The sequence below is a fragment of the Cellulosimicrobium sp. 72-3 genome, from assembly GCF_013127315.1.
Lineage (GTDB): Bacteria > Actinomycetota > Actinomycetes > Actinomycetales > Cellulomonadaceae > Cellulosimicrobium > Cellulosimicrobium funkei.
The window spans coordinates 2,643,703-2,663,786 of record NZ_CP053419.1 but is presented as its reverse complement, the minus strand read 5'-3'; the positions used below and the strand labels follow the sequence as shown (position 1 = coordinate 2,663,786).

Here is a 20,084-nt window from a genome sequence, read left to right as displayed (position 1 = left end):
GTGCCGTGCGCGCACCGCCGTGCGCGCCGTCACGTCCGGCGGGAGCCGGTGACCCACGAGGAGCGTCCCCGTGAGCAAGAGCGCCACCGCCGGTGCGAACGTGTCCGCCGAGCCTGACGACGAGCTGCTGCCCGCGTCCGGCCCCCGCCCGATCAGGCCGCGCACGATGGGCTGGCTGCTCGTCGTGCTGGGCGCGATCGGCCTCGCCGGCTCGGCGGCGCTCGCGATCGAGAAGTACCTCAAGCTCGCCGACCCCGGCCACGTCGCCTCGTGCAGCGTCAACGCCCTGCTCGACTGCGGCGACGCGATGGACTCGTGGCAGGGGGCGCTCCTGGGCTTCCCCAACCCGCTGCTCGGGATCGCGGCGTTCCCCGTGGTGATCACCACGGGCGTCGTCCTGCTCGCGGGCGCCCGCCTGCCGCGCTGGTACTGGCTCGCGCTCCTCGGCGGGACGACGCTCGGCATGGGCCTGATCGTCTTCCTCATGTGGACGACGATGTACGCGATCTCCGCGATGTGCCCCTACTGCATGGTCGTGTGGTTCGCCATGCTCCCGCTGTTCTGGTACCAGGTGGTCCACGCGGTGCAGGAGGGCTACCTGCCCGCGGGCGAGGGCGTGCGCCGCACGCTCGTCGGCAACCGGCACCTGATCCTGGCGATCGGCTACGTCGCGCTCGTCGCGTGGATCGTGCTCGTCAAGGGCCCGATCATCATCTCGCTGTTCTGACCGGCGCCGCGGCGCCGGTGGCGCCGCGTCAGCGCCAGGCGGGCTGGTCCGGCGCGGCGTCCTGCGGGTAGCCGTGGCCGCCCGGCTGCGGGGGAGCGGACGGCGCACCCTGGGCCTGGTGGGCGGACTGCGCCGTCGCGCCGGGCTGGCCCGCGGCGAGCGGGCTGACGACGACGGCCGTGCCGTACGCGCACACCTCCGAGAACGACGCCGCGATCTCGCCGGTGTCGAAGCGCATCCCGACGACGGCGTTGGCCCCGCGGCGCTGCGCCTCCTGCACCATGCGGTGCATGACCTCCTGGCGCGACTCGTAGACGAGCTGCGTGTACTCCTTGACCTCCCCGCCCCCGATCGAGCGGAAGGACGCGACGAAGTTCGCCCCGAGGTTGGCGCTGCGCACGGTCATGCCCATGACCTCGCCGAGCACCGCGTCGATGCGGTAGCCGGGCACGTCGTTGGTCGTCACGATGATCACGCCGCACATCCTCGCACGGGGCGGACGGCCGCCGTCGGGCCGTGCGACGGCCGGTAAACTCGGCCGGGTGACCACGCCTGACACGACCTCGATCCCGCACGCCCCGGACGCCCCCGCCGCGGGCGGCCCCGCCCACCGCTACACGCCGGCGCTCGCGGAGCAGATCGAGCTCAAGTGGCAGGAGCTCTGGGAGCAGCGCGGCACGTTCTGGGCCGCGAACCCCACGGGCGACCTGACGGACGGCGAGGGCGACGGCCCCGAGGGCGCGAGCCCGTACTTCATCATGGACATGTTCCCGTACCCGTCGGGCGCGGGCCTGCACGTGGGGCACCCCCTCGGGTACATCGCGACGGACGTCGTGGGCCGGTTCCGGCGCATGCGCGGCGAGAACGTGCTGCACGCCCTCGGCTACGACGCGTTCGGCCTGCCCGCCGAGCAGTACGCGGTGCAGACGGGGCAGCACCCGCGCGTGACCACCGAGGCGAACATCGCCAACATGCGCCGGCAGCTGCGCCGCCTCGGGCTCGCGCACGACTCGCGCCGCACGTTCGCGACGATCGACCCCGAGTACGTGCGCTGGACGCAGTGGATCTTCCTGCAGATCTTCGACTCCTGGTACGACCCCGAGGCGCTGCGTCCCGACGGCGGTCGTGGCCGCGCGCGCCGCATCGCCGAGCTCGAGGCCGAGCTCGCGTCGGGCGCGCGCCCGGTGCCGGGCGGCGTCGAGGGCGTCGAGGCGGGGGCCGGCTGGGCGAGCCTCACGCCCCAGCAGCGCCGCGCCGTCGTCGACTCGCAGCGCCTCGCGTACGTGGACGAGTCTCCCGTGAACTGGGCCCCCGGCCTGGGCACGGTCCTGGCGAACGAGGAGGTCACCGCCGACGGCCGCTCGGAGCGCGGGAACTTCCCCGTGTTCCAGCGCAGCCTGCGCCAGTGGAAGATGCGCATCACCGCGTACGCCGACCGTCTCGCGGACGACCTGGACCTCATCGACTGGCCCGAGAAGGTCACGGCGATGCAGCGCAACTGGATCGGTCGCAGCGAGGGCGCGCTCGTGCGGTTCGCCGTGCTCGGCACGCCTGACGGGGCGAACGACGCCGCGACGGAGTCCGGCGCGGAGGTCGAGGTCTTCACGACGCGCCCCGACACGCTGTTCGGCGCGACGTTCATGGTCGTCTCGCCCGAGCACCCGCTGCTCGACGAGGTCCCGGCGCACTGGCCGGACGGAACGTCGAGCGCGTGGACGGGCGGGCACCGCTCGCCGGTCGAGGCCGTCGCGGCGTACCGCCGCGAGGCCGCCGCGAAGACCGCCGTCGAGCGCCAGGCCGACGCCGGCAAGAAGACGGGCGTGTTCACGGGGCACCTCGCGGTGAACCCCGTGAACGGCCAGGCGATCCCGGTCTTCACCGCCGACTACGTGCTCATGGGCTACGGCACGGGCGCGATCATGGCCGTCCCCGGCGGCGACGAGCGCGACTTCGCGTTCGCCGAGGCGTTCGGGCTGCCGGTCGTGCGCACGGTCGAGCCCGCGGACGGGCTGCCGGAGGACTTCACGGGCCCGTACACGGGCGACGGCGTGGTCGTCGGCTCGGCCAACGACGAGATCTCGCTCGACGGGCTCGACGTGCCGGAGGCGAAGCGCCGCATCACCGAGTGGCTCGTGGGCAAGGGCATCGGCGAGGGCACGACGACGTACCGCCTGCGCGACTGGCTGTTCAGCCGCCAGCGCTACTGGGGCGAGCCGTTCCCCATCGTGTGGGACGAGAACGACCAGCCCGTCGCGATCCCGGACGCGCTGCTTCCCGTCGACCTGCCGGACGTCCCCGACTACGCGCCGCGCACGTTCGACGCGGACGACGCCGACTCGTCGCCCGAGGCGCCGCTGGGCCGCAACGACGAGTGGGTCAACGTCACGCTCGACCTCGGCGACGGGCCGAAGCAGTACCGCCGCGACACGAACACGATGCCCAACTGGGCCGGGTCGTGCTGGTACTACCTGCGCTACCTCGACCCGCAGTGGGACGGCGGCGCCCAGGACACGGTGGTCGACCCCGAGCTCGAGCGCTACTGGATGGGCCCGGAGCACAACCCGAGCGCGGGCCGCGCCGGGGGCGTGGACCTGTACGTCGGGGGTGTCGAGCACGCCGTGCTGCACCTGCTCTACGCGCGGTTCTGGCACAAGGTCCTCTACGACCTGGGCCACGTGTCGAGCGTCGAGCCGTTCCACAAGCTGTTCAACCAGGGCTACGTCCAGGCGTACGCCTTCACCGACGCGCGCGGCCAGTACGTGCCCGCCACCGAGGTCACGGAGGAGCCCGCGCCCGACGGCTCGGGCGAGGTCGTGTACCGCTGGAACGGCGAGGTCGTGCAGCGCGAGTACGGGAAGATGGGCAAGTCGCTCAAGAACGTCGTCACGCCCGACGAGATGTACGCCGAGTACGGCGCCGACACGTTCCGCGTGTACGAGATGTCGATGGGCCCGCTGGACCTGTCGCGCCCGTGGGAGACGCGCGCCGTCGTCGGGTCGCAGCGGTTCCTGCAGCGCCTGTGGCGCAACGTCGTCTCCGAGGAGACGGGCGAGGTGACGGTCGTCGACGAGCCGGCGTCGCCCGAGACGCTGCGCGCCGTGCACCGCGCGATCGCGGACGTCCGCGTCGAGATGGAGCACATGCGCCCCAACACGGCCATCGCGAAGCTCATCACGCTGAACAACCACCTCACGTCGCTCGACCGCGTGCCGCGCGAGGCCGTCGAGCCGCTCGTGCTCATGACCGCGCCCGTCGCGCCGCACATCGCGGAGGAGCTGTGGGAGCGCCTGGGCCACGAGCGCTCGCTCGCGCACGAGCCCTTCCCGACGGCGGACGAGCGCTACCTCGTCGAGGACACCGTGACGTGCATCGTGCAGGTCAAGGGCAAGGTCCGCGGGCGGATCGAGGTGCCGCCGTCGATCTCGGAGGAGGACCTCACGGCCGCCGCGCTCGCCGAGCCGAACGTCGTGCGCGCGATCGACGGCGCCGAGGTCCGCAAGGTGATCGTCCGCGCCCCGAAGCTGGTCAACATCGTCGTCTGACCTCGTTCGCTGAGTGCAGGAGATCGTCGCGTCGCGGGCAGCCGGACGCGACGATCTCCGGCACTCTCGGGTCGAGACAGCCGCGCTGGACCGGTCCCGGCGCGACGGTCTCCCGCACCCACAGGGTGCGGGTCAGCGGCGGCGGGTGCCGAAGATGGTGCGGGTGAGCTCGCGGCCGAGCTGGGTGCCCGCCGAGCGGAGGAACGAGTCGAGCGGGCTCGACGACCGCGACCGGGAGGACCCGGACGAGCGCGAGCGCCCCGTCGCGGCCTCGCGCTCGAGCTTCGCCCGCATCTTCTCCAGCTCGGCCTGCTCCTTCTTCGCCGCGCGCTCGGCCTCCTGGGCGGCCCTTTTCGCCGCCTTCTCCTGCGCGGCCGCCTCGGCCTCGGCGGCCTCGGCGGCGGCGCGCGCCGCCGCCTGCTCCTGGACGCGCACCTGGAGGAGCTCGAACGCGGACTCGGCGTCGACGGCGGTGCCGTAGCGCGCCGTCGCAGGCGACGCCGCCACGATGCCGTCGAGCACGGACGCCGGCGCGGGGTCCATCGACGACTGCGGCGCACGGACCCGTGTCCACGCCACCGGGGCGGGCGCGCCCTTCTCCGTGAGCACCGTGACGACGGCCTCGCCCGTCCCCAGCGACTGCAGCAGCCGTTCGAGGTCGTACGGCGACGTGGGGTAGGTGCGCACCGCCGCTCGCAGGGCCGCGGCGTCGTCGGGCGTGAAGGCGCGCAGCGCGTGCTGGACGCGGTTCCCGAGCTGCGCGAGCACGTCGACGGGGACGTCCTTCGGGCTCTGCGTCACGAAGAACACGCCGACGCCCTTGGACCGCACGAGGCGCACCGTCTGCACCACCTGCTGGAGGAACTCCTTCGACGCGCCCGTGAACAGCAGGTGCGCCTCGTCGAAGAAGAACACGAGCCGCGGCTTCTCGACGTCGCCCACCTCGGGCAGCTCCTGGAAGAGGTCGGCGAGCAGCCACATGAGGAAGGTGGAGAACAGCGCCGGGCGGTCCTGCACCGCGGGGAGCTCGAGCGCGGAGACGACGCCCCGCCCATCGGGCGTCGTGCGCAGCAGCTCCGACGTCGCGAACGCCGGCTCGCCGAAGAACACGTCCGCACCCTGCGCCTGGAGCGCGACGATCTCGCGCAGGATCACGCCGGCCGTCGCGCCCGACACGCCGCCGATGCCCCGGAGCTCGGCCTTGCCCTCGTCGGACGTCAGGTACGCGATGGTGGCCTGGAGGTCCTTGAGGTCCAGCAGCGCGAGGCCCTGGGCGTCGGCCCAGTGGAAGATGAGCCCGAGGCTCGACTCCTGCGTCTCGTTGAGGCCGAGCACCTTGGCGAGCAGGAGCGGACCGAAGTCCGCGACCGTCGTCCGGATCGGCACCCCGGTGCCGAGGCCGCCGAGCGAGTACACCTCGACGGGGTACGCCGTCGGGCTCCAGTCCTGGCCTATCGACGCCGCGCGCTCCACGATCTTCGCGGACGACGTGCCCGGCACGGCGAGCCCCGACAGGTCGCCCTTGACGTCGGCGAGGAACACGGGGACGCCCGCCGCCGACAGGCCCTCCGCCATGCCCTGGAGCGTCTTCGTCTTGCCGGTGCCCGTCGCGCCCGCCACGAGCCCGTGCCGGTTGAGCATCGAGAGCGCGAACCCGACCTGGACGTCGGCGCGGGGGGACGGGTCGCCGCCCTCCGTACCCTCCAGCAGCGCACCGAGCGGGAGCGTGCCGCCGGCGTACGCGTAGCCCGCCGCCACCTGCGCGGCGTACCCGTCGCCGGGGGGCGACGGTGCGTCCCGGGCGGGGCCGGTCGGCGCCGGCTCCGGTGGTGCGTCCGTCGGGGACGGCTCGGCCGCGGGAGCGTCCCCGGGCGGCGCGTCGGCAGGGGTCGCGTCGGTCGAGGGAGCGGAGGCCGGGGGAGCGGGGGCGTCCGGCTCGGGGGCGTCGCCGCGCGCCGCCGCCTCGGCGGCCTCGAGCGCCGCCCGCGCCGCGGCGGCGCGTGCCTCGGCCGCCTCCGCGGCGGCCTGCGCGGCGGCCGCGCGCAGCGCCAGGATCTCCGGGTCGGTCGGTGCGTCGTCGCCCATGCCTCGGATCCTAGGGCGCGGCGCGGGCGGCCGCCCGGCCGCGCCCGGACGGTCGTCACGACCTTCGGGGACCTTCGTCCCCGCGGCGCTCGGCTTTATTGACGGTCTGTCAATAGCGACCCTAGCGTGAAGACGTCCCCCTGATGAAGGAGCGTCCATGAGCGCGACGACACCGACGCGGCGACGCCGGTCCGCACCCGAGGTGCGGGCCGAGGAGATCGTCCGCGCCGCCCGTGAGCTCTTCGTCGAGCGAGGCATCGCGAAGACGTCCACCACGGACGTGGCGGAGCGCGCCGGCGTGGCGCGCGGGCTCGTCTACTACTACTTCGCGGACAAGGACGCGCTCGTCGACGCCGTGCTCGACGAGTACGTGGAGGAGTTCACCGCGGCCGTCCGCGCCTGGGACGCCGCTCGCGAGACGGGCGACATCGACACCGCGCTCGTCGACTGCGTGGCGATGTTCCGCACCTACCTGCGCGCGATCGACCCGCTGCGCGACGACCTCCGGCGCCCCGAGAACGGCGGGCTCTACGACCGGTTCCTCGACCGCGCCGTCCGCGCGGTCGTCGCGAGCCTCGAGGCCACCACGGTCGAGGCCTACGCGGCACGGCACCACGTCCGGATCACGCACGTCGCGGAGACGTTCTACGTGCTCGTCTACGGGCTCGTCGGGCTCGTCCGGAACTCCCCGGACGTGGACGACGCGGTCCTCGCGACGATCGTGCGCCAGACGCTGCACCTGGACGAGGAGAGCTCCTCGGACGGGTAATCCCGGGTCCTCCGGCGCGCCGGGACCCGGAAGCCCTCCGAGCGCGCACCGTCCCCGGGCGGCGTGGGACCGCCCGGTCGTCCCCCAGGAGAAGACGACATGTTCTTGTTCGACTCGATCCCGTGGCAGGCGGCCGTCATGTGGTTCGTCGTGCTGGCCGCGCTCATCGCGCTCAACGAGCTCGTGCGCTGGTCGAAGACCGCCGCCGTCGGGATCTTCGTGGTCCTGCCCGTGGTGCTGACGATCTTCGTCTGGCCGCAGACGGCAGGCGCCGGCTCCTCGACCGGCACGTGGTTCCACTGGGTCAAGGTCTACTCGGCCCTCGCGGGCTGCATCGGCTTCATGCTCCTGCGCTACAGCCCTCGGCTGCGCGCCATGCGGTACGCCCTGCTGTTCCCGCCCGCGATCCTCGGGCTCAACATCCTCGAGGCCGTCATCCGGGACTTCCAGGTCACGGGGATGGACGGCGTGGTCGACGGCGTCGTCATGGTGGGCGGCCCGTGGAACGTCATGAACGGGGTCGCCGGCATCCTCAACCTCGTCACCATCTGCGGGTGGGTCGGGATCTTCGTGACCCGCGACCGGTTCCAGGACATGATCTGGCCCGACATGATGTGGTTCTGGATCATCGCCTACGACCTCTGGAACTTCGCCTACGTCTACAACTGCGTCGGTGACCACGCGTTCTACGCCGGTGCCGCCCTGCTGATCTCGTGCACCATCCCCGCCTTCTTCCTGCGCAAGGGTGCCTGGCTCCAGCACCGTGCCCACACCCTCGCGTTCTGGATGATGTTCACCATGGCCGTCCCGGCGTTCGTCTCCGACTCGCCGTTCGCGGTGCAGTCCTCCCACGACCCGACGGCGCTCTTCGTGGTGAGCCTCGTCTCGCTCCTCGCGAACGTCGCCGTCGCGGTCTACCAGGCGTACGTGATCGTCTCGCGGCGTCGCAACCCGCTGCGCGACGAGCTGTACGTCGACCACGCGTCCTACCGTCGGCTCGCCGCGGAGCGGCCTGCGCCGCGTCCTGCGGAGCAGGCCGTGCCCGCGGGCGTCGCGGCCACCTCGGCCTGACGCACCGGCCACCGGCCCGCGGCGCCGCTCCGGCGTCGCGGGCCGGTCGCGTCCTCGCGTGGCCGGGGTGCGCGACGACGCGTGGTCGCCGTAAGGTGGCGCGGCCATGACCGACCACCGCGTGCACGTCGTCACCGACTCCACGGCCTCCCTGCCCGCAGGATCCGACGAGCGGCTGCGTGCCGTCCCCCTGCACGTCGTCGTCGACGACGAGTCGTACCTGGAGGGCGTCGGCCTCACCGCCGAGGACGTCGCGGCGCACCTCCAGGCCGGTCACCGGGTGACCACCTCGCAGCCGACGCCGCGGGCGTTCGGCGAGGCGTACGCCGCGGCAGCGGCCGCGGGTGCACGCGAGATCGTCTCCGTCCACCTCTCGGGCGAGCTGTCGGGCACGGTGCACGCGGCGGCGCTCGCAGCCGCCGACGCGCCGGTCCCCGTGCGGGTCGTGGACTCGCGGACCGTCGCGATGGGGCTCGGCTTCGCCGCGCGCGAGGCCGCGGCGGCAGCGGCAGCCGGGGCCGGGACGGACGTGGTCGCGCGGCGGGCGATCGAGGTGGCCGACGCGAGCCGCGCCGTCTTCCTCGTCGACTCGCTCGACCACCTGCGCCGGGGCGGCCGGCTCAGCGCGGCCTCGGCCGCGCTCGGGACGGTGCTCGGCGTCCGTCCGCTGCTGACGGTACGTGACGGCAGGATCGACGTCGTGCAGAAGGTCCGGACCCGGTCCGCCGCCGTCGAGCGGCTCACGGCGGTCGCCGTGGAGTCCGCGGCCCGCCGCGGGCGGCCCGCGCTCGCGGTCCACCACGTGGGGGACGACGACGGCGCCGACCGTCTGGCGGTGACGCTCACCGAGCGCACCGGCCTGGACGTCGTCGTGACGCCGGTGAGCGCGGTGCTCGGGGCGCACGTCGGCCCGGGGGTGCTCGCCGTCGTGGTGGCGGACCTCGCCGACCGCGGCTCCGGGGTGGGAGACCTCTCGGCGACGATCTGAGGTCCCGACGCCGGAGACCTCCGGTGCGTGGCCGTGCACAGCCGCGCACCTCGTCGCCTCCTCCACAGGCCGGGCAGCGGCGTCGGCACGGCGCACCGGTCGCGCCCTACCGTCCACGGCGTGAGCACACCTCGGCACGAGCCCCGCCAGCACGCCCGCCCCGGCCGCGACCCCGGGAGGGACGGCGCCGTCGTCCGGCAACGCCTGCGGGCGGTCGCCGGGTCCGGGCGCCCTGCCCTCGCGTGGCACCCGGCGACCGCCGCGCTGCCCCGGGTCGACCCGCCGGAGACGAGCCCGGTGCGAGGCGAGCGGTGGTCGTGGGAGCCGCCGGAGGCGGTGGGCGTCCCTGCGTCGGACGCCGTCCCGTCCTGGCACCGGCGTCCTGGAGCGCCGGGCGACTCCGGGTCGTCCGGCGCCGACGGGTGGCTGCCGTCGCGGCCGGAGCCGGAGGAGCGTGCGCCGTCCGTGCCGTCCGTGCCGTCCCTGCCGTCCCTGGTGCCGGAGGCTGACGAGGCCGTCGGTCCCGCCACCCTCGGGGGGACGGCGCGGTCCGACGACGAGGTGCCCGCCGCCACCGTGGACGGAGACGAGGACGTCGAGGCGGACGGAGAGGTGGCTCGCCTGCGGCGGCGCGCGGCGCAGACGGCCGCGAGCGCGTACACGGCCGCGCACGGGCACCCGACGGCGCACTCCGGGTTCGGCGACCTCGCCGAGGAGGGCGGCAGGCGGTGGGCGCTGCGGCCGCGGACCGCGGTCACCGCGCTCGTCGTGGTGCTGCTCGTCGCGGTCGGCGTCGCCGTGCTGCGGGCGCCGGCCGGAGGCGTCGAGCCTGTGGCGCGCGTGGACGCCCCCGCCGCGGCCGCTGCGGCCGGTGACGGCGCCCCGGCTGGTTCGGACGCGTCGCCCGCCGCGGCGGGTGGTGCCGCCGCCGACGGCGCGGGGGAGGCCGCTCCCGATCCGGACGCAGCAGCGGCGGGGACGTCGGGCGGGGTCGTCGTGCACGTCGTCGGGCAGGTGGCGGCGCCGGGCCTGGTGACCGTCGCGACGGACGCTCGCGTCGCCGACGCGCTCGACGCGGCCGGGGGAGCGACCCCCGAGGCCGACCTCGCCGCGCTCAACCTCGCGCGCGCCGTGACCGACGGCGAGCAGATCCACGTCCCCCGCCCCGGCGAGGCGGTCGCCGCACCACCGCCCGCCTCACCGGGGGCGGCCGCCACCGGTGGCGGGGGTGCGGGTGGCGCGGTCGTCGACCTCAACGCCGCCGACGCCGCCGCCCTCGACACGCTGCCCGGCATCGGTCCGGTGCTCGCCGAGCGCATCGTCGCGTGGCGCGACGAGAACGGGCCGTTCACCGCCGTCGACGAGCTGGGGGAGGTCAGCGGCATCGGCCCCGCCGTGCTCGAGGACGTGCGCGACCTCGTGCGCGTGTGACCGACCTCCGGCTCGTCCCCGCGGCGCTCGCGGCGTGGGCCACCGCGTTCGTCGCCGTCGGGGCCTCGGCAGTGGACGCGTTGCACGGGGCGCGTGCCACGGCCGTCGTGCTGTGCTGCGTGCTCGTCGCCGGCCTCGTCGCCCTGCGTCGCGGCGCGACCTTCCGCGGGGCGTCCGACGCGGGTCTCGGCGGGGGCGTCGTCACCGTGCCCTCCGTCCCGGCGACCGGTGCGGGCCGCCGCCGGTCGGACGGCCCGCGGCTCGGTGTACCCGCCCGGCCACGGGACGGTCGGCAGGTCGGGCCGAGGACCGGGTCATCGGTCGGCGTGCGCGTGCTCGGGCAGGTGGCGCTCGTCCTCGCGTGCGTCGCCGCCGTCCTCCTCTCGGGCGGGGCCCAGCTCGCCGCGCGGGCTCCGCTCGCCTCGCTGGCCGACGAGCGCGCGACGGCGACCCTCGCCGGGACGGTGCGCTCCGCCGTCGAGCCGCTGACCGACCCGTGGTCGGGGTCGGCCGACCGGCACGAGGTGCGGGTGGCGGTCGACCAGGTCACCGCACGCGGCGCGACCGTCCCGGCGGCGGGGCCCGTCGTCGTGTCGGGGAGCGGGGAGGGATGGACCGACCTCGCGTACGGGGCGGCCGTCGTGGTCACCGGCCGGCTCGACGTGCAGGGGGACCGGACCTTCCTGCGCACGGACGACGCGCCACGCGTCGTCGACGACCCCGGGCGGTTCCTCCAGGGCGTGCAGGCCATGCGGCAGAGCCTGCTCGACGCGACGGACGGGCTCAGCCCGCAGGCGCGCGGGCTCGTGCCGGGGGTGGCCGTGGGGGACACCTCGCGGCTGGACCCGGAGCTCGACGAGGCGATGCGCACCACGTCGCTGACGCACGTCACGGCCGTGTCCGGCGGCCACTTCGTCATCGTCGTCGCGTGCGTCGCGGCGCTGTGCGTCCTGCTGCGCGCGCCGCGAGCCGTCCGCGTCGTCGTCACGGGTGCGGCGATGGTGGGTTTCGTCGCGCTGGTCCACCCGGAACCGAGCGTGCTGAGAGCGGCGGCGATGGGGGTGGTCGGCGTCCTCGGCATCGCGCTCGGGCGCCCGTCGCGCGCGGTGGCGGCGCTCGGGGCCGCCGTGGTCGTGCTCCTGGTCGTCGACCCGTGGCTGGCGCGGTCGTACGGCTTCGTCCTCTCCGTCGCCGCGACCGCCGGGCTGGCCCTGCTCACGGCGCCGATCGCCCGCCGTCTGGCACCGTGGTGCGGACGGACCGCCGCGCACGTCCTCGCCGTCCCGGTGGCAGCGCAGGCGGCGTGCGCCCCGATCGTCGTCCTGCTCGACCCGAGCGTGAGCACGTGGTCCGTCCCGGCGAACCTCCTGGCCGCACCGGCGCTCGGTCCGGCGACGGTGCTCGGCGTCCTCGCGACGCTCGTCGCGCCGTGGTGGCCCGGTGCCGCGACCGCGCTCGCCTGGACCGCGGGGTTCTTCACGGGCTGGATCGCGGGCGTCGCCCAGGTCTTCGCCGCCGCGCCCGGTGCGCGGGCGCCCTGGCCCGGAGGCCTCGGAGGAGCCGCGCTGCTCGCCGCGCTGACTGCCGTCGCGCTCGCCGTGGTCCTCCGCTCGCGAGCCCTCCAGGACGCGGGGGAGCGCCGCACGCTGCGTCGCGCGACGTCGCCGTCCCTGCGGGCGCGCCTCGCCGGGGAGTGGCGTCGCGTCACCCGGTCGTCACGCCCCGACGCCGGGCCGTTCGGACGGGCCGACGGCGCGCACCCCGCCCTCGCTCCGCGGGCGAGAGCCCGGCCCCGTGCGCGCCTCGCGGCCGCGGTCGTCGCAGTCGTCGCGGTGCCCGTCCTGCTCGTCGTGGTGCTCCGGCCGCTCGGTGTGACCGGGGGGCCGGTCCCCGCGGACTGGGCGGTCGTGGCGTGCGACGTCGGGCAGGGCGACGCGCTCGTCGTGCGCTCGGGCTCGCGCGCCGCGGTGGTCGTGGACGTCGGGCCCGCGGGCGCCGCAGCGGGGTCGTGCCTGGACGACCTCGGGGTCGAGCGGGTCGACCTGCTCGTCCTCAGCCACTTCCACGCGGACCACGTCGGCGGCCTGGAGGCGGTGCTCCGCGACCGGGAGGTCGAGCGCGCGCTCGTGAGCCCGACGGCGGAGCCCGCGGCGCAGGCCGAGCGCGTGCTCGGGGACCTCGCGGACGCGGGCGTCCCGGCACAGGTCGCGCGGCCCGGGGAGACGGGCGCGACGGGCCCGGCGGGCTCAGTCGGCGCTGCGGGTGCCGGCGGATCCGGCGAGAGCGTCGACGACGGCGCCTCGTGGGAGGTGCTGCAGGCCGGACCGGGCGACGCGAACGACGCGAGCGTGGCGCTCCTCGTCCGGGTGGCGGGACTGGACGTCGTCGCGCTGGGCGACCTGGAGGACGCGGGGCAGGCGGCGCTCGCGCGGACCCTGGGCGAGCGGGGCACGGGACCGGTCGACGTCGTCAAGGTCGCGCACCACGGCTCGGCCACCCAGTCCGACCGGCTCGCGCAGGTCCTGGCACCGACCGTCGCGCTCGTCAGCTCGGGCGAGAACACCTACGGCCACCCCACCGACCGGGCGCTCGACCTCTACCGCGGGGTCGGGGCTACCGTGCTGCGGACCGACGTGTGCGGCACCGTCGCGCTCGTCGTGCGCGACGAGGTCCTCTCCGCCGCGGGATGCGGGTGACCGCGCCCGAGCGTGCCCCCGCCCGGGCACCCGGGCACCCGGGCACCCGGGCGGCCGACCATCCTGTGCCCCGGTGCCAGGGCGCCCGCGACGCCCGGGCGTCGTCGGTGCGGCGTCGCCGGAACTCCTGCGAGAGTCGCGGACCGCAGCCTCGGGGCGCGTCGGCCGGCACCGCCGGTGGGCGGCTCGTGGCAGGCTTGGGCCATGCCCGCGCCGACCCGCACCGCCCGTCCGTCCGCCGGCCCGTCCCTCGCGTGGGACGACGTCCGGCTCGCGCCCGTGGTGCTCGTCCAGGGGCCCGAGTCGCTCCTCGCGGAGCGTGCCGTCGACGCGATCGTCGACCTGGCGCGCGAGCGCGACCCCGAGGTCGAGAAGGTGACGATCGAGGCCGCGACGTACCAGGCCGGGATGCTCACGGTGGCGGCGAGCCCGTCGCTGTTCGGCGAGGCGAAGGTGGTCGTCGTCGAGGCCGCCGAGTCGGCGACGGACGCGCTCGTCGCGGACGTCGTGGACTACGTGCCGGTCGCCGACCCGGCGACGACGGTCGTCGTCGTGCACGGGGGCGGCGTGCGGGGCAAGCGCATGCTCGACGCGATCAAGGGGAGCGGCGCGCCCGTCGTCGCGGTGGAGGCGATCAAGAAGGACTCCGACAAGGTGGCGTTCGTCAACGCCGAGTTCCGCAGGGCCCGTCGACGCATCGACGCGTCGGGCGTGCGGGCTCTCGTCGAGGCACTCGGCAACGACCTGCGGGAGCTGGCGGCCGCCTGCAGCCAGCTCGTCACGGACACCGACGGCACCGTGAGCGAGGCCGTGGTGGACCGGTACTACGGCGGCCGGGTCGAGGCGACCGGGTTCCGGGTCGCGGACGCCGCGATCGCGGGGAACGCGGGGGAGGCCGTGGCGCTCCTGCGGCACGCGCTCGCGACGGGCGCGGACCCGGTGCCGCTCGTCGCGGCCCTGGCGATGAAGCTCCGCGCCCTCGCGAAGGTCGGCGCGATGCGTGGCCGTGGCGGGGTGGCGGCCAAGGACCTGGGGCTCGCGCCCTGGCAGGTCGACCGCGCGCGCCGCGAGCTCGCGGGCTGGACTCCGGAAGGGCTCGCGACCGCGATCAGCGCCGTCGCGCAGGCCGACGCCGAGGTCAAGGGCGCGGGGCGTGACCCGGTGTTCGCCGTCGAGCGGGCCGTGCTGACGATCGCGCGGGCCCACGGCCGCTGACCAGGCAGCCGCCCGCTCAGGTCCCGGGCTCGGGGTCCCGGCTCGGCACGGCGGCGTCGGTGGCGGGCTCCGACCGGGACCCGGTCCCGCGCGGTGTCGACGGCCAGGACGAGGCGCGCGACACCGGACGCACGAGGGGCGCCGACCCGTGCGGGTCGGCGCCCCTCGTGGGAAACCTGTGCGAGCGTCGCGACGATCAGCGTGTCACGACACCGCGGGCGAACCGTGCGCTCAGAGAGCGTTGACGGACTTCGCGATGGCCGACTTGCGGTTCGCGGCCTGGTTCGCGTGGATGACGCCCTTCGAGACGGCCTTGTCGAGCTTGCGGGACGCCGCCTGGAGCGCGGTGGTCGCCGCGTCCTTGTCGCCCGCGGCGACGGCCTCGCGCACGCGGCGCACGTACGTCTTGAGCTCGGACTTGACTGCCTTGTTGCGCAGACGAGCCTTCTCGTTCGTGCGGATGCGCTTGATCTGGGACTTGATGTTGGCCACGTGTGGACTTTCTGGTTCTGTTCGCCGGAGCGAGCGGATAGGTCGTAGAGGGCGACTCCAGCTCCGGGACTGGGGTGGGGAACCCGTGGAGAGGTGCTGGAGCTGTGCCCGCCGACCTGGGCGGACACGCAGCCATCAAGACTACCAGCGGTCCGGCCGTGACCCTAATCGCTCGTGCGGACGCCGGAGCGGCGCCTCGCGCGGCCCCGAGGCTCGCGCGAGAGCCGGGACCACCGCCTCAGCGGTGCCGCGAGATCCCCTCTACCACGCGGTCGAAGACGTCGCGCCCGACGACGGCACCCTCGCGGCGCACAGCGGCCGGGTCGACGCGCACCACGCGGTCCAGCCGGACCTCGCTGTCGCGCCCCTTCGCGTCCCACGGGCCCGACCCGATGTCGAGCCAGTACCGGCCCCAGCGCGCCTCGTCCCGGACGTCGCGCGAGTGGTCCTTGCTCGTGAGCATCACGCCGAGGAGCCACGCGCCGTCCGACCCGACGAGCAGCACGGGCCGGTCCTTGCCCTGCGAGTGGTCCTCCTCGAACGGGACCCACGTCCACACGATCTCGCCGGGGTCCGGGTCGCCGTCCGGCCGCGGCGCGTACCGCGCACGCACCGCGCCCTCGAAGTCGCCCGGGTACGCGCCCGTGGCAGCACCTCGACCGCCGGTCGTCCCGGCCGGGCCCGGTCGCCCGCCCGCCGCGGGGCGGGGTCGAGGACCTGCAGCACCGGGGCGTGGGCCGGGCCGCGGCGACGGCGTGCGGTCGGCGGGGCCGCGGCCCGACGGCGTCCGCTCCCGCCCCGGGGCCCGCGTCGCCGCGGTGCCCTGGCGCGCGCCGCCCTGCCCCGCGCCCTGCGAGCGCGTAAGCCCGGAGACCACGGCGCGCGCCGCGTCGGTCAGAAGTCCCAGCCATCGGTTGCGTGCCACGCGCGCACCCTACCGGGCGGACGTGTGTCCGCCCGGACGGTGCACGTCACCCGGCCAGGACGGCGTCCACCTCGCGCAGGAAGTCGTCGAGGTCGCCGGGGTCGCGCGACGTGACGAGCGTGTACCCCTCGTCGTCGCGCACGACGGACCGGTCGACCCAGGCGCCGCCCGCGTTGAGCACGTCCGTCTCGAGCGAGGCGTAGCTCGTGAGCGTCTTGCCCTCGACGGCGGCCGCCTCGACGAGCGCCCACGGACCGTGGCAGATCGCCGCGACCGGCTTCCCGGCGGCGGTGAACGCGCGCACGAGGCTCACGGCGTCGTCCTGGAGGCGCAGCGCGTCGGCGTTGATCGTCCCGCCCGGCACGAGCAGCAGGTCGTACTCGGCGGGGTCGGCGTCGCCGTGCGTGAGGTTCGGGGTGACGGTGCGGCCGGGGTCCTTGTCGCCCACGAGGGTCTGCACGTCGTCCGCGGACGTGGCCGCGACGTCGACCTGCACCCCCTCGCCGCGCAGGTGCTCGAGCGGGACCACGAGCTCGTCCTGCTCGACGCCGTAGTTGGTCACGATCGCCAGCACGCGGCGCCCCTCGGGGCCGCCGGAGGTGCGGTGCTCGGTGTCCTGGGCCATGAGCGCTCCTCTCGTCGCCGGTCGGCCCGGTGCGGCCGGCCGGTCCTCCACGCTAGGTCGGCTCGCGGTGCCCCGCAGGGCGGGCGGGTGCCCGACGCCGGACGTGGGACAATGGTCGTTCCCGCCCGCCCGAGAGCGACCGTCGGCGCGCCGCCCCCGAGCGCGCGGCCCCGACCCGCACGCCACTCCCAGGAGCGCACCCGCGTTGTCCCCGATCCCCAGCGCCCAGCTGAGCACCCGCATCCAGCCCGCGGCCACGCCGCCCGAGCTGATCCGGAACTTCTGCATCATCGCGCACATCGACCACGGCAAGTCGACCCTGGCCGACCGCATGCTGCAGCTCACCGGTGTCGTCGAGCCGCGCGCCATGCGTGCGCAGTACCTCGACCGCATGGACATCGAGCGCGAGCGCGGCATCACGATCAAGTCGCAGGCGGTCCGCATGCCGTGGGCCGTCGTGGCGGACGGCGTGGAGACGCCGCACGCGCTCAACATGATCGACACCCCGGGGCACGTCGACTTCACGTACGAGGTCTCGCGGTCGCTCGCGGCGTGCGAGGGCGCGGTGCTGCTCGTCGACGCGGCGCAGGGCATCGAGGCGCAGACCCTCGCGAACCTGTACCTCGCGATGGAGAACGAGCTCGAGATCATCCCCGTGCTCAACAAGATCGACCTCCCGGCGGCCCAGCCCGAGAAGTACGCGGAGGAGCTCGCGAACCTCGTGGGCGGCGACCCGGACGACGTGCTCAAGGTCTCCGGCAAGACGGGCGCCGGCGTCGAGGCGCTGCTCGACCGCATCGTCGAGCGCGTGCCCGCGCCGGTCGGCGACGCCGACGCCCCCGCGCGCGCCATGATCTTCGACTCGGTCTACGACACCTACCGCGGCGTCGTGACGTACGTGCGCGTCGTCGACGGCAACCTCAACCCGCGCGAGCGCATCGTCATGATGTCGACCCGAGCGACGCACGAGCTGCTCGAGATCGGCGTCATCTCGCCGGAGCCGATCGTCACGAAGGGCCTCGGCGTCGGGGAGGTCGGCTACCTCATCACGGGCGTCAAGGACGTGCGCCAGTCGAAGGTCGGCGACACCGTGACGAACGCGGCGAAGCCCGCCGCCGACGCGCTCGGCGGCTACTCCGACCCGAAGCCCATGGTCTTCTCGGGCCTGTACCCGATCGACGGGACCGACTACCCGGTCCTGCGCGACGCGCTCGACAAGCTCAAGCTCAACGACGCCGCGCTCAACTACGAGCCGGAGACGTCGGTCGCGCTCGGCTTCGGCTTCCGCGTCGGGTTCCTCGGCCTGCTGCACCTGGAGATCGTGCGCGAGCGCCTCGAGCGCGAGTTCGACCTCGACCTCATCTCGACCGCGCCGAACGTCGTCTACGACGTGACGCTCGAGGACGGGACGCTCGTCAACGTGACGAACCCGTCGGAGTTCCCCGGCGGCAAGATCAAGCAGGTCAGCGAGCCGGTCGTGCGCGCGACGATCCTCGCGCCGAGCGAGTTCGTGGGCACCGTGATGGGGCTGTGCAACGACCGTCGCGGCCAGATGCTCGGCATGGACTACCTGTCCGAGGACCGGGTCGAGCTGCGCTTCACGCTCCCGCTCGCCGAGATCGTGTTCGACTTCTTCGACCAGCTCAAGTCCCGCACGCGCGGCTACGCCTCGCTCGACTACGAGCCGTCGGGCGACCAGGTCGCCGACCTCGTCAAGGTCGACATCCTGCTCCAGGGCGAGCAGGTGGACGCGTTCAGCGCGATCGTGCACAAGGACAAGGCGTACGACTACGGCGTCATGATGACGGCGAAGCTCAAGGAGATCATCCCGCGCCAGCAGTTCGAGGTGCCGATCCAGGCGGCCGTCGGCGCGCGCGTCATCGCCCGCGAGACGGTGCGCGCCATGCGCAAGGACGTCCTCGCGAAGTGCTACGGCGGTGACATCAGCCGCAAGCGCAAGCTGCTCGAGAAGCAGAAGGAGGGCAAGAAGCGCATGAAGAACATCGGGTCCGTCGAGGTCCCGAAGGACGCCTTCATCGCCGCGCTCTCCTCCGACGCCGCGGGCGGCAAGGACGCCAAGGACAAGTCGAAGAAGTGAGCCCGGCGCTGCCCGAGGGCGAGGCGGTCCCGCCCGACGGCTCGCTGCCCTCCTGGGTCGCGGGAGGCGCGGGCGGCACCGTGCCCGCGACCCGCGGGTTCGGGGTCTACCTGCACGTCCCGTTCTGCTCGGTGCGGTGCGGGTACTGCGACTTCAACACCTACACGGCGTCCGAGCTCGGCGGGGGTGCGAGCCAGGCCTCGTACGCGAGCACAGCGATGCGCGAGATCGACCTCGCCGCGCGCGTGCTGCACGACGCCGGGCTGCCCGAGCGGCCCGTCTCGACCGTCTTCGTCGGCGGGGGCACGCCCACGCTCCTGCCTGCCGGGGACCTCGTCCGCCTGCTCGGCGGCGTGCGCGACGCGTGGGGGCTCGCCCCCGACGCCGAGGTGACGACGGAGGCGAACCCGGACTCGGTGACGCCCGAGTCGCTCGCCGAGCTCGCGGCCGCCGGGTTCACGCGCGTGTCGTTCGGCATGCAGTCCGCCGTGCCGCACGTGCTCGCGACGCTCGAGCGCACGCACGACCCGCGCCGCGTCCCGGACGTCGTGCGCTGGGCGCGCGACGCCGGCCTCCAGGTCTCGCTCGACCTCATCTACGGCACGCCGGGGGAGAGTCTCGACGACTGGCGGGCGAGCCTCGAGGCCGCGCTCGCGACCGGCGTCGACCACGTGTCCGCGTACGCGCTCGTCGTGGAGGCGGGGACGAAGATGGCCGCCCAGGTGCGGCGCGGGGAGGTCGCGCTCCCGAGCGAGGACGACCAGGCCACGAAGTACGAGCTCGCCGACGAGCTGCTCACGGCGGCGGGCCTCACCTGGTACGAGGTGAGCAACTGGGCGCGCACCGACGCGGACCGCTGCCGCCACAACCTCGCGTACTGGCGCGGCGACGACTGGTGGGGGGTCGGGCCCGGCGCGCACTCCTACGTCGCGGCGGCCGGTACCGAACCTGCGGGGGCGTCGCCCGAGGACGCCCGCGTCGGCGTGCGGTGGTGGAACGTCAAGCACCCCCGCCGGTACGCGGCGCTGCTCGAGGCGGGCACGAGCCCCGCGGCGGGGCGCGAGCTCCTCACGCGCACGGAGGGCCGGCTCGAGCAGACGATGCTCGGCGTGCGGCTGCGCGAGGGACTCGACCTCGCGGTCCTCTCCCCGGCGGGACGCCACGCCGTCGCCGGGCTCGTCGCGAACGGGCTGCTCGACGGCCGCGCAGCGGTCGCCGGTCGTGCCGTGCTCACCCTGCGGGGGCGGCTGCTCGCGGACACGGTGGTCCGGACGATCACGGACGAGTGACGTCGGCCCGGGTCCACCGCGACCCGGGCGCGCCCCGCGAGGACGAGGCCCTCGGCGGCACCACCCTGCCCGCCGCCGCGCGACGGTCGCGGTGCTCGCCGCGCGGTCCGGGCCGTGAACCGCCAAGGTGG

At 74.9% G+C, this 20,084-nt stretch carries 15 protein-coding genes; 10 read left to right on the top strand and 5 right to left on the bottom strand.

The features are described from left to right. Positions 1-70 precede the first annotated feature (70 nt). The gene (locus tag HKK73_RS12070) at positions 71-727 is read left to right on the top strand and encodes a vitamin K epoxide reductase family protein (protein WP_232322541.1); all 657 of its coding nucleotides are present in this window, start codon (positions 71-73) and stop codon (positions 725-727) included. A 28-nt stretch (positions 728-755) separates the two neighbouring features. Here the strand turns inward: HKK73_RS12070 and HKK73_RS12065 are convergent, their stop codons facing one another. Beyond that, on the bottom strand, positions 756-1,202 hold the full coding sequence (locus HKK73_RS12065) for a YbjQ family protein (protein WP_051028118.1): 447 nt from the start codon (positions 1,200-1,202) through the stop codon (positions 756-758). A gap of 67 nt (positions 1,203-1,269) precedes the next feature. Between HKK73_RS12065 and leuS the strand changes: the two genes are divergently transcribed. Continuing rightward, positions 1,270-4,269 (top strand): leucine--tRNA ligase, encoded by a 3,000-nt coding sequence (gene leuS, locus HKK73_RS12060; RefSeq protein ID WP_371810550.1) that lies wholly within the window; start codon positions 1,270-1,272, stop codon positions 4,267-4,269. 132 nt (positions 4,270-4,401) lie between these two features. On the opposite strand, the gene HKK73_RS12055 is transcribed toward leuS, so the two are convergent. Beyond that, positions 4,402-6,354: a helicase HerA-like domain-containing protein gene (locus HKK73_RS12055; RefSeq protein WP_171468087.1), complete on the bottom strand. Its 1,953-nt coding sequence runs from the start codon at positions 6,352-6,354 to the stop codon at positions 4,402-4,404. 157 nt (positions 6,355-6,511) lie between these two features. Here HKK73_RS12055 and HKK73_RS12050 point away from each other — a divergent pair, with 157 nt between their 5' ends. The 6 genes from HKK73_RS12050 (at position 6,512) to holA (ending at position 14,524) form a co-directional block, all read left to right on the top strand. After that, the gene (locus HKK73_RS12050; protein ID WP_074809756.1) at positions 6,512-7,123 is read left to right on the top strand and encodes a TetR/AcrR family transcriptional regulator; all 612 of its coding nucleotides are present in this window, start codon (positions 6,512-6,514) and stop codon (positions 7,121-7,123) included. 99 nt (positions 7,124-7,222) lie between these two features. Then, positions 7,223-8,194, top strand: coding sequence for a DUF5692 family protein (locus HKK73_RS12045; RefSeq protein WP_171468086.1), 972 nt, complete (start codon positions 7,223-7,225; stop codon positions 8,192-8,194). A gap of 106 nt (positions 8,195-8,300) precedes the next feature. Beyond that, positions 8,301-9,182 carry a DegV family protein gene (locus tag HKK73_RS12040; RefSeq protein ID WP_171468085.1) on the top strand — a complete coding sequence of 294 codons (882 nt, stop codon included), beginning with the start codon at positions 8,301-8,303 and terminating at the stop codon, positions 9,180-9,182. Positions 9,183-9,302: 120 nt separating this feature from the next. Next, a complete protein-coding gene (locus HKK73_RS19130) occupies positions 9,303-10,613 on the top strand; it encodes a helix-hairpin-helix domain-containing protein (RefSeq protein ID WP_253705629.1) in 1,311 nt (436 codons plus the stop codon). Continuing rightward, positions 10,610-13,309, top strand: a complete 2,700-nt coding sequence (locus tag HKK73_RS12030) for a ComEC/Rec2 family competence protein (protein ID WP_171468084.1) — start codon at positions 10,610-10,612, stop codon at positions 13,307-13,309. Before HKK73_RS19130 ends, HKK73_RS12030 begins: the two co-directional genes overlap by 4 nt. A 204-nt stretch (positions 13,310-13,513) precedes the next feature. After that, the gene (gene holA, locus HKK73_RS12025; protein ID WP_171468083.1) at positions 13,514-14,524 is read left to right on the top strand and encodes a DNA polymerase III subunit delta; all 1,011 of its coding nucleotides are present in this window, start codon (positions 13,514-13,516) and stop codon (positions 14,522-14,524) included. Between the two features lie 231 nt (positions 14,525-14,755). Here holA and rpsT read toward each other — a convergent pair whose 3' ends face one another. The 3 genes from rpsT to HKK73_RS12010 all read right to left on the bottom strand — a co-directional run bounded on the left by rpsT (position 14,756) and on the right by HKK73_RS12010 (position 16,566). Further along, on the bottom strand, positions 14,756-15,016 hold the full coding sequence (rpsT, locus tag HKK73_RS12020) for a 30S ribosomal protein S20 (RefSeq protein WP_043659362.1): 261 nt from the start codon (positions 15,014-15,016) through the stop codon (positions 14,756-14,758). A 238-nt stretch (positions 15,017-15,254) separates the two neighbouring features. Further along, positions 15,255-15,941: a type II toxin-antitoxin system PemK/MazF family toxin gene (locus HKK73_RS12015; protein WP_085387697.1), complete on the bottom strand. Its 687-nt coding sequence runs from the start codon at positions 15,939-15,941 to the stop codon at positions 15,255-15,257. 46 nt (positions 15,942-15,987) lie between these two features. Next, positions 15,988-16,566, bottom strand: a complete 579-nt coding sequence (locus tag HKK73_RS12010) for a DJ-1/PfpI/YhbO family deglycase/protease (RefSeq protein WP_051028617.1) — start codon at positions 16,564-16,566, stop codon at positions 15,988-15,990. A 205-nt stretch (positions 16,567-16,771) separates the two neighbouring features. Between HKK73_RS12010 and lepA the strand changes: the two genes are divergently transcribed. Continuing rightward, complete coding sequence (lepA, locus tag HKK73_RS12005) at positions 16,772-18,664, top strand: translation elongation factor 4 (protein ID WP_021479819.1); 1,893 nt, start codon at positions 16,772-16,774, stop codon at positions 18,662-18,664. Then, positions 18,661-19,953 carry a radical SAM family heme chaperone HemW gene (gene hemW / locus HKK73_RS12000; RefSeq protein ID WP_171468082.1) on the top strand — a complete coding sequence of 431 codons (1,293 nt, stop codon included), beginning with the start codon at positions 18,661-18,663 and terminating at the stop codon, positions 19,951-19,953. Before lepA ends, hemW begins: the two co-directional genes overlap by 4 nt. Positions 19,954-20,084 lie beyond the last annotated feature (131 nt).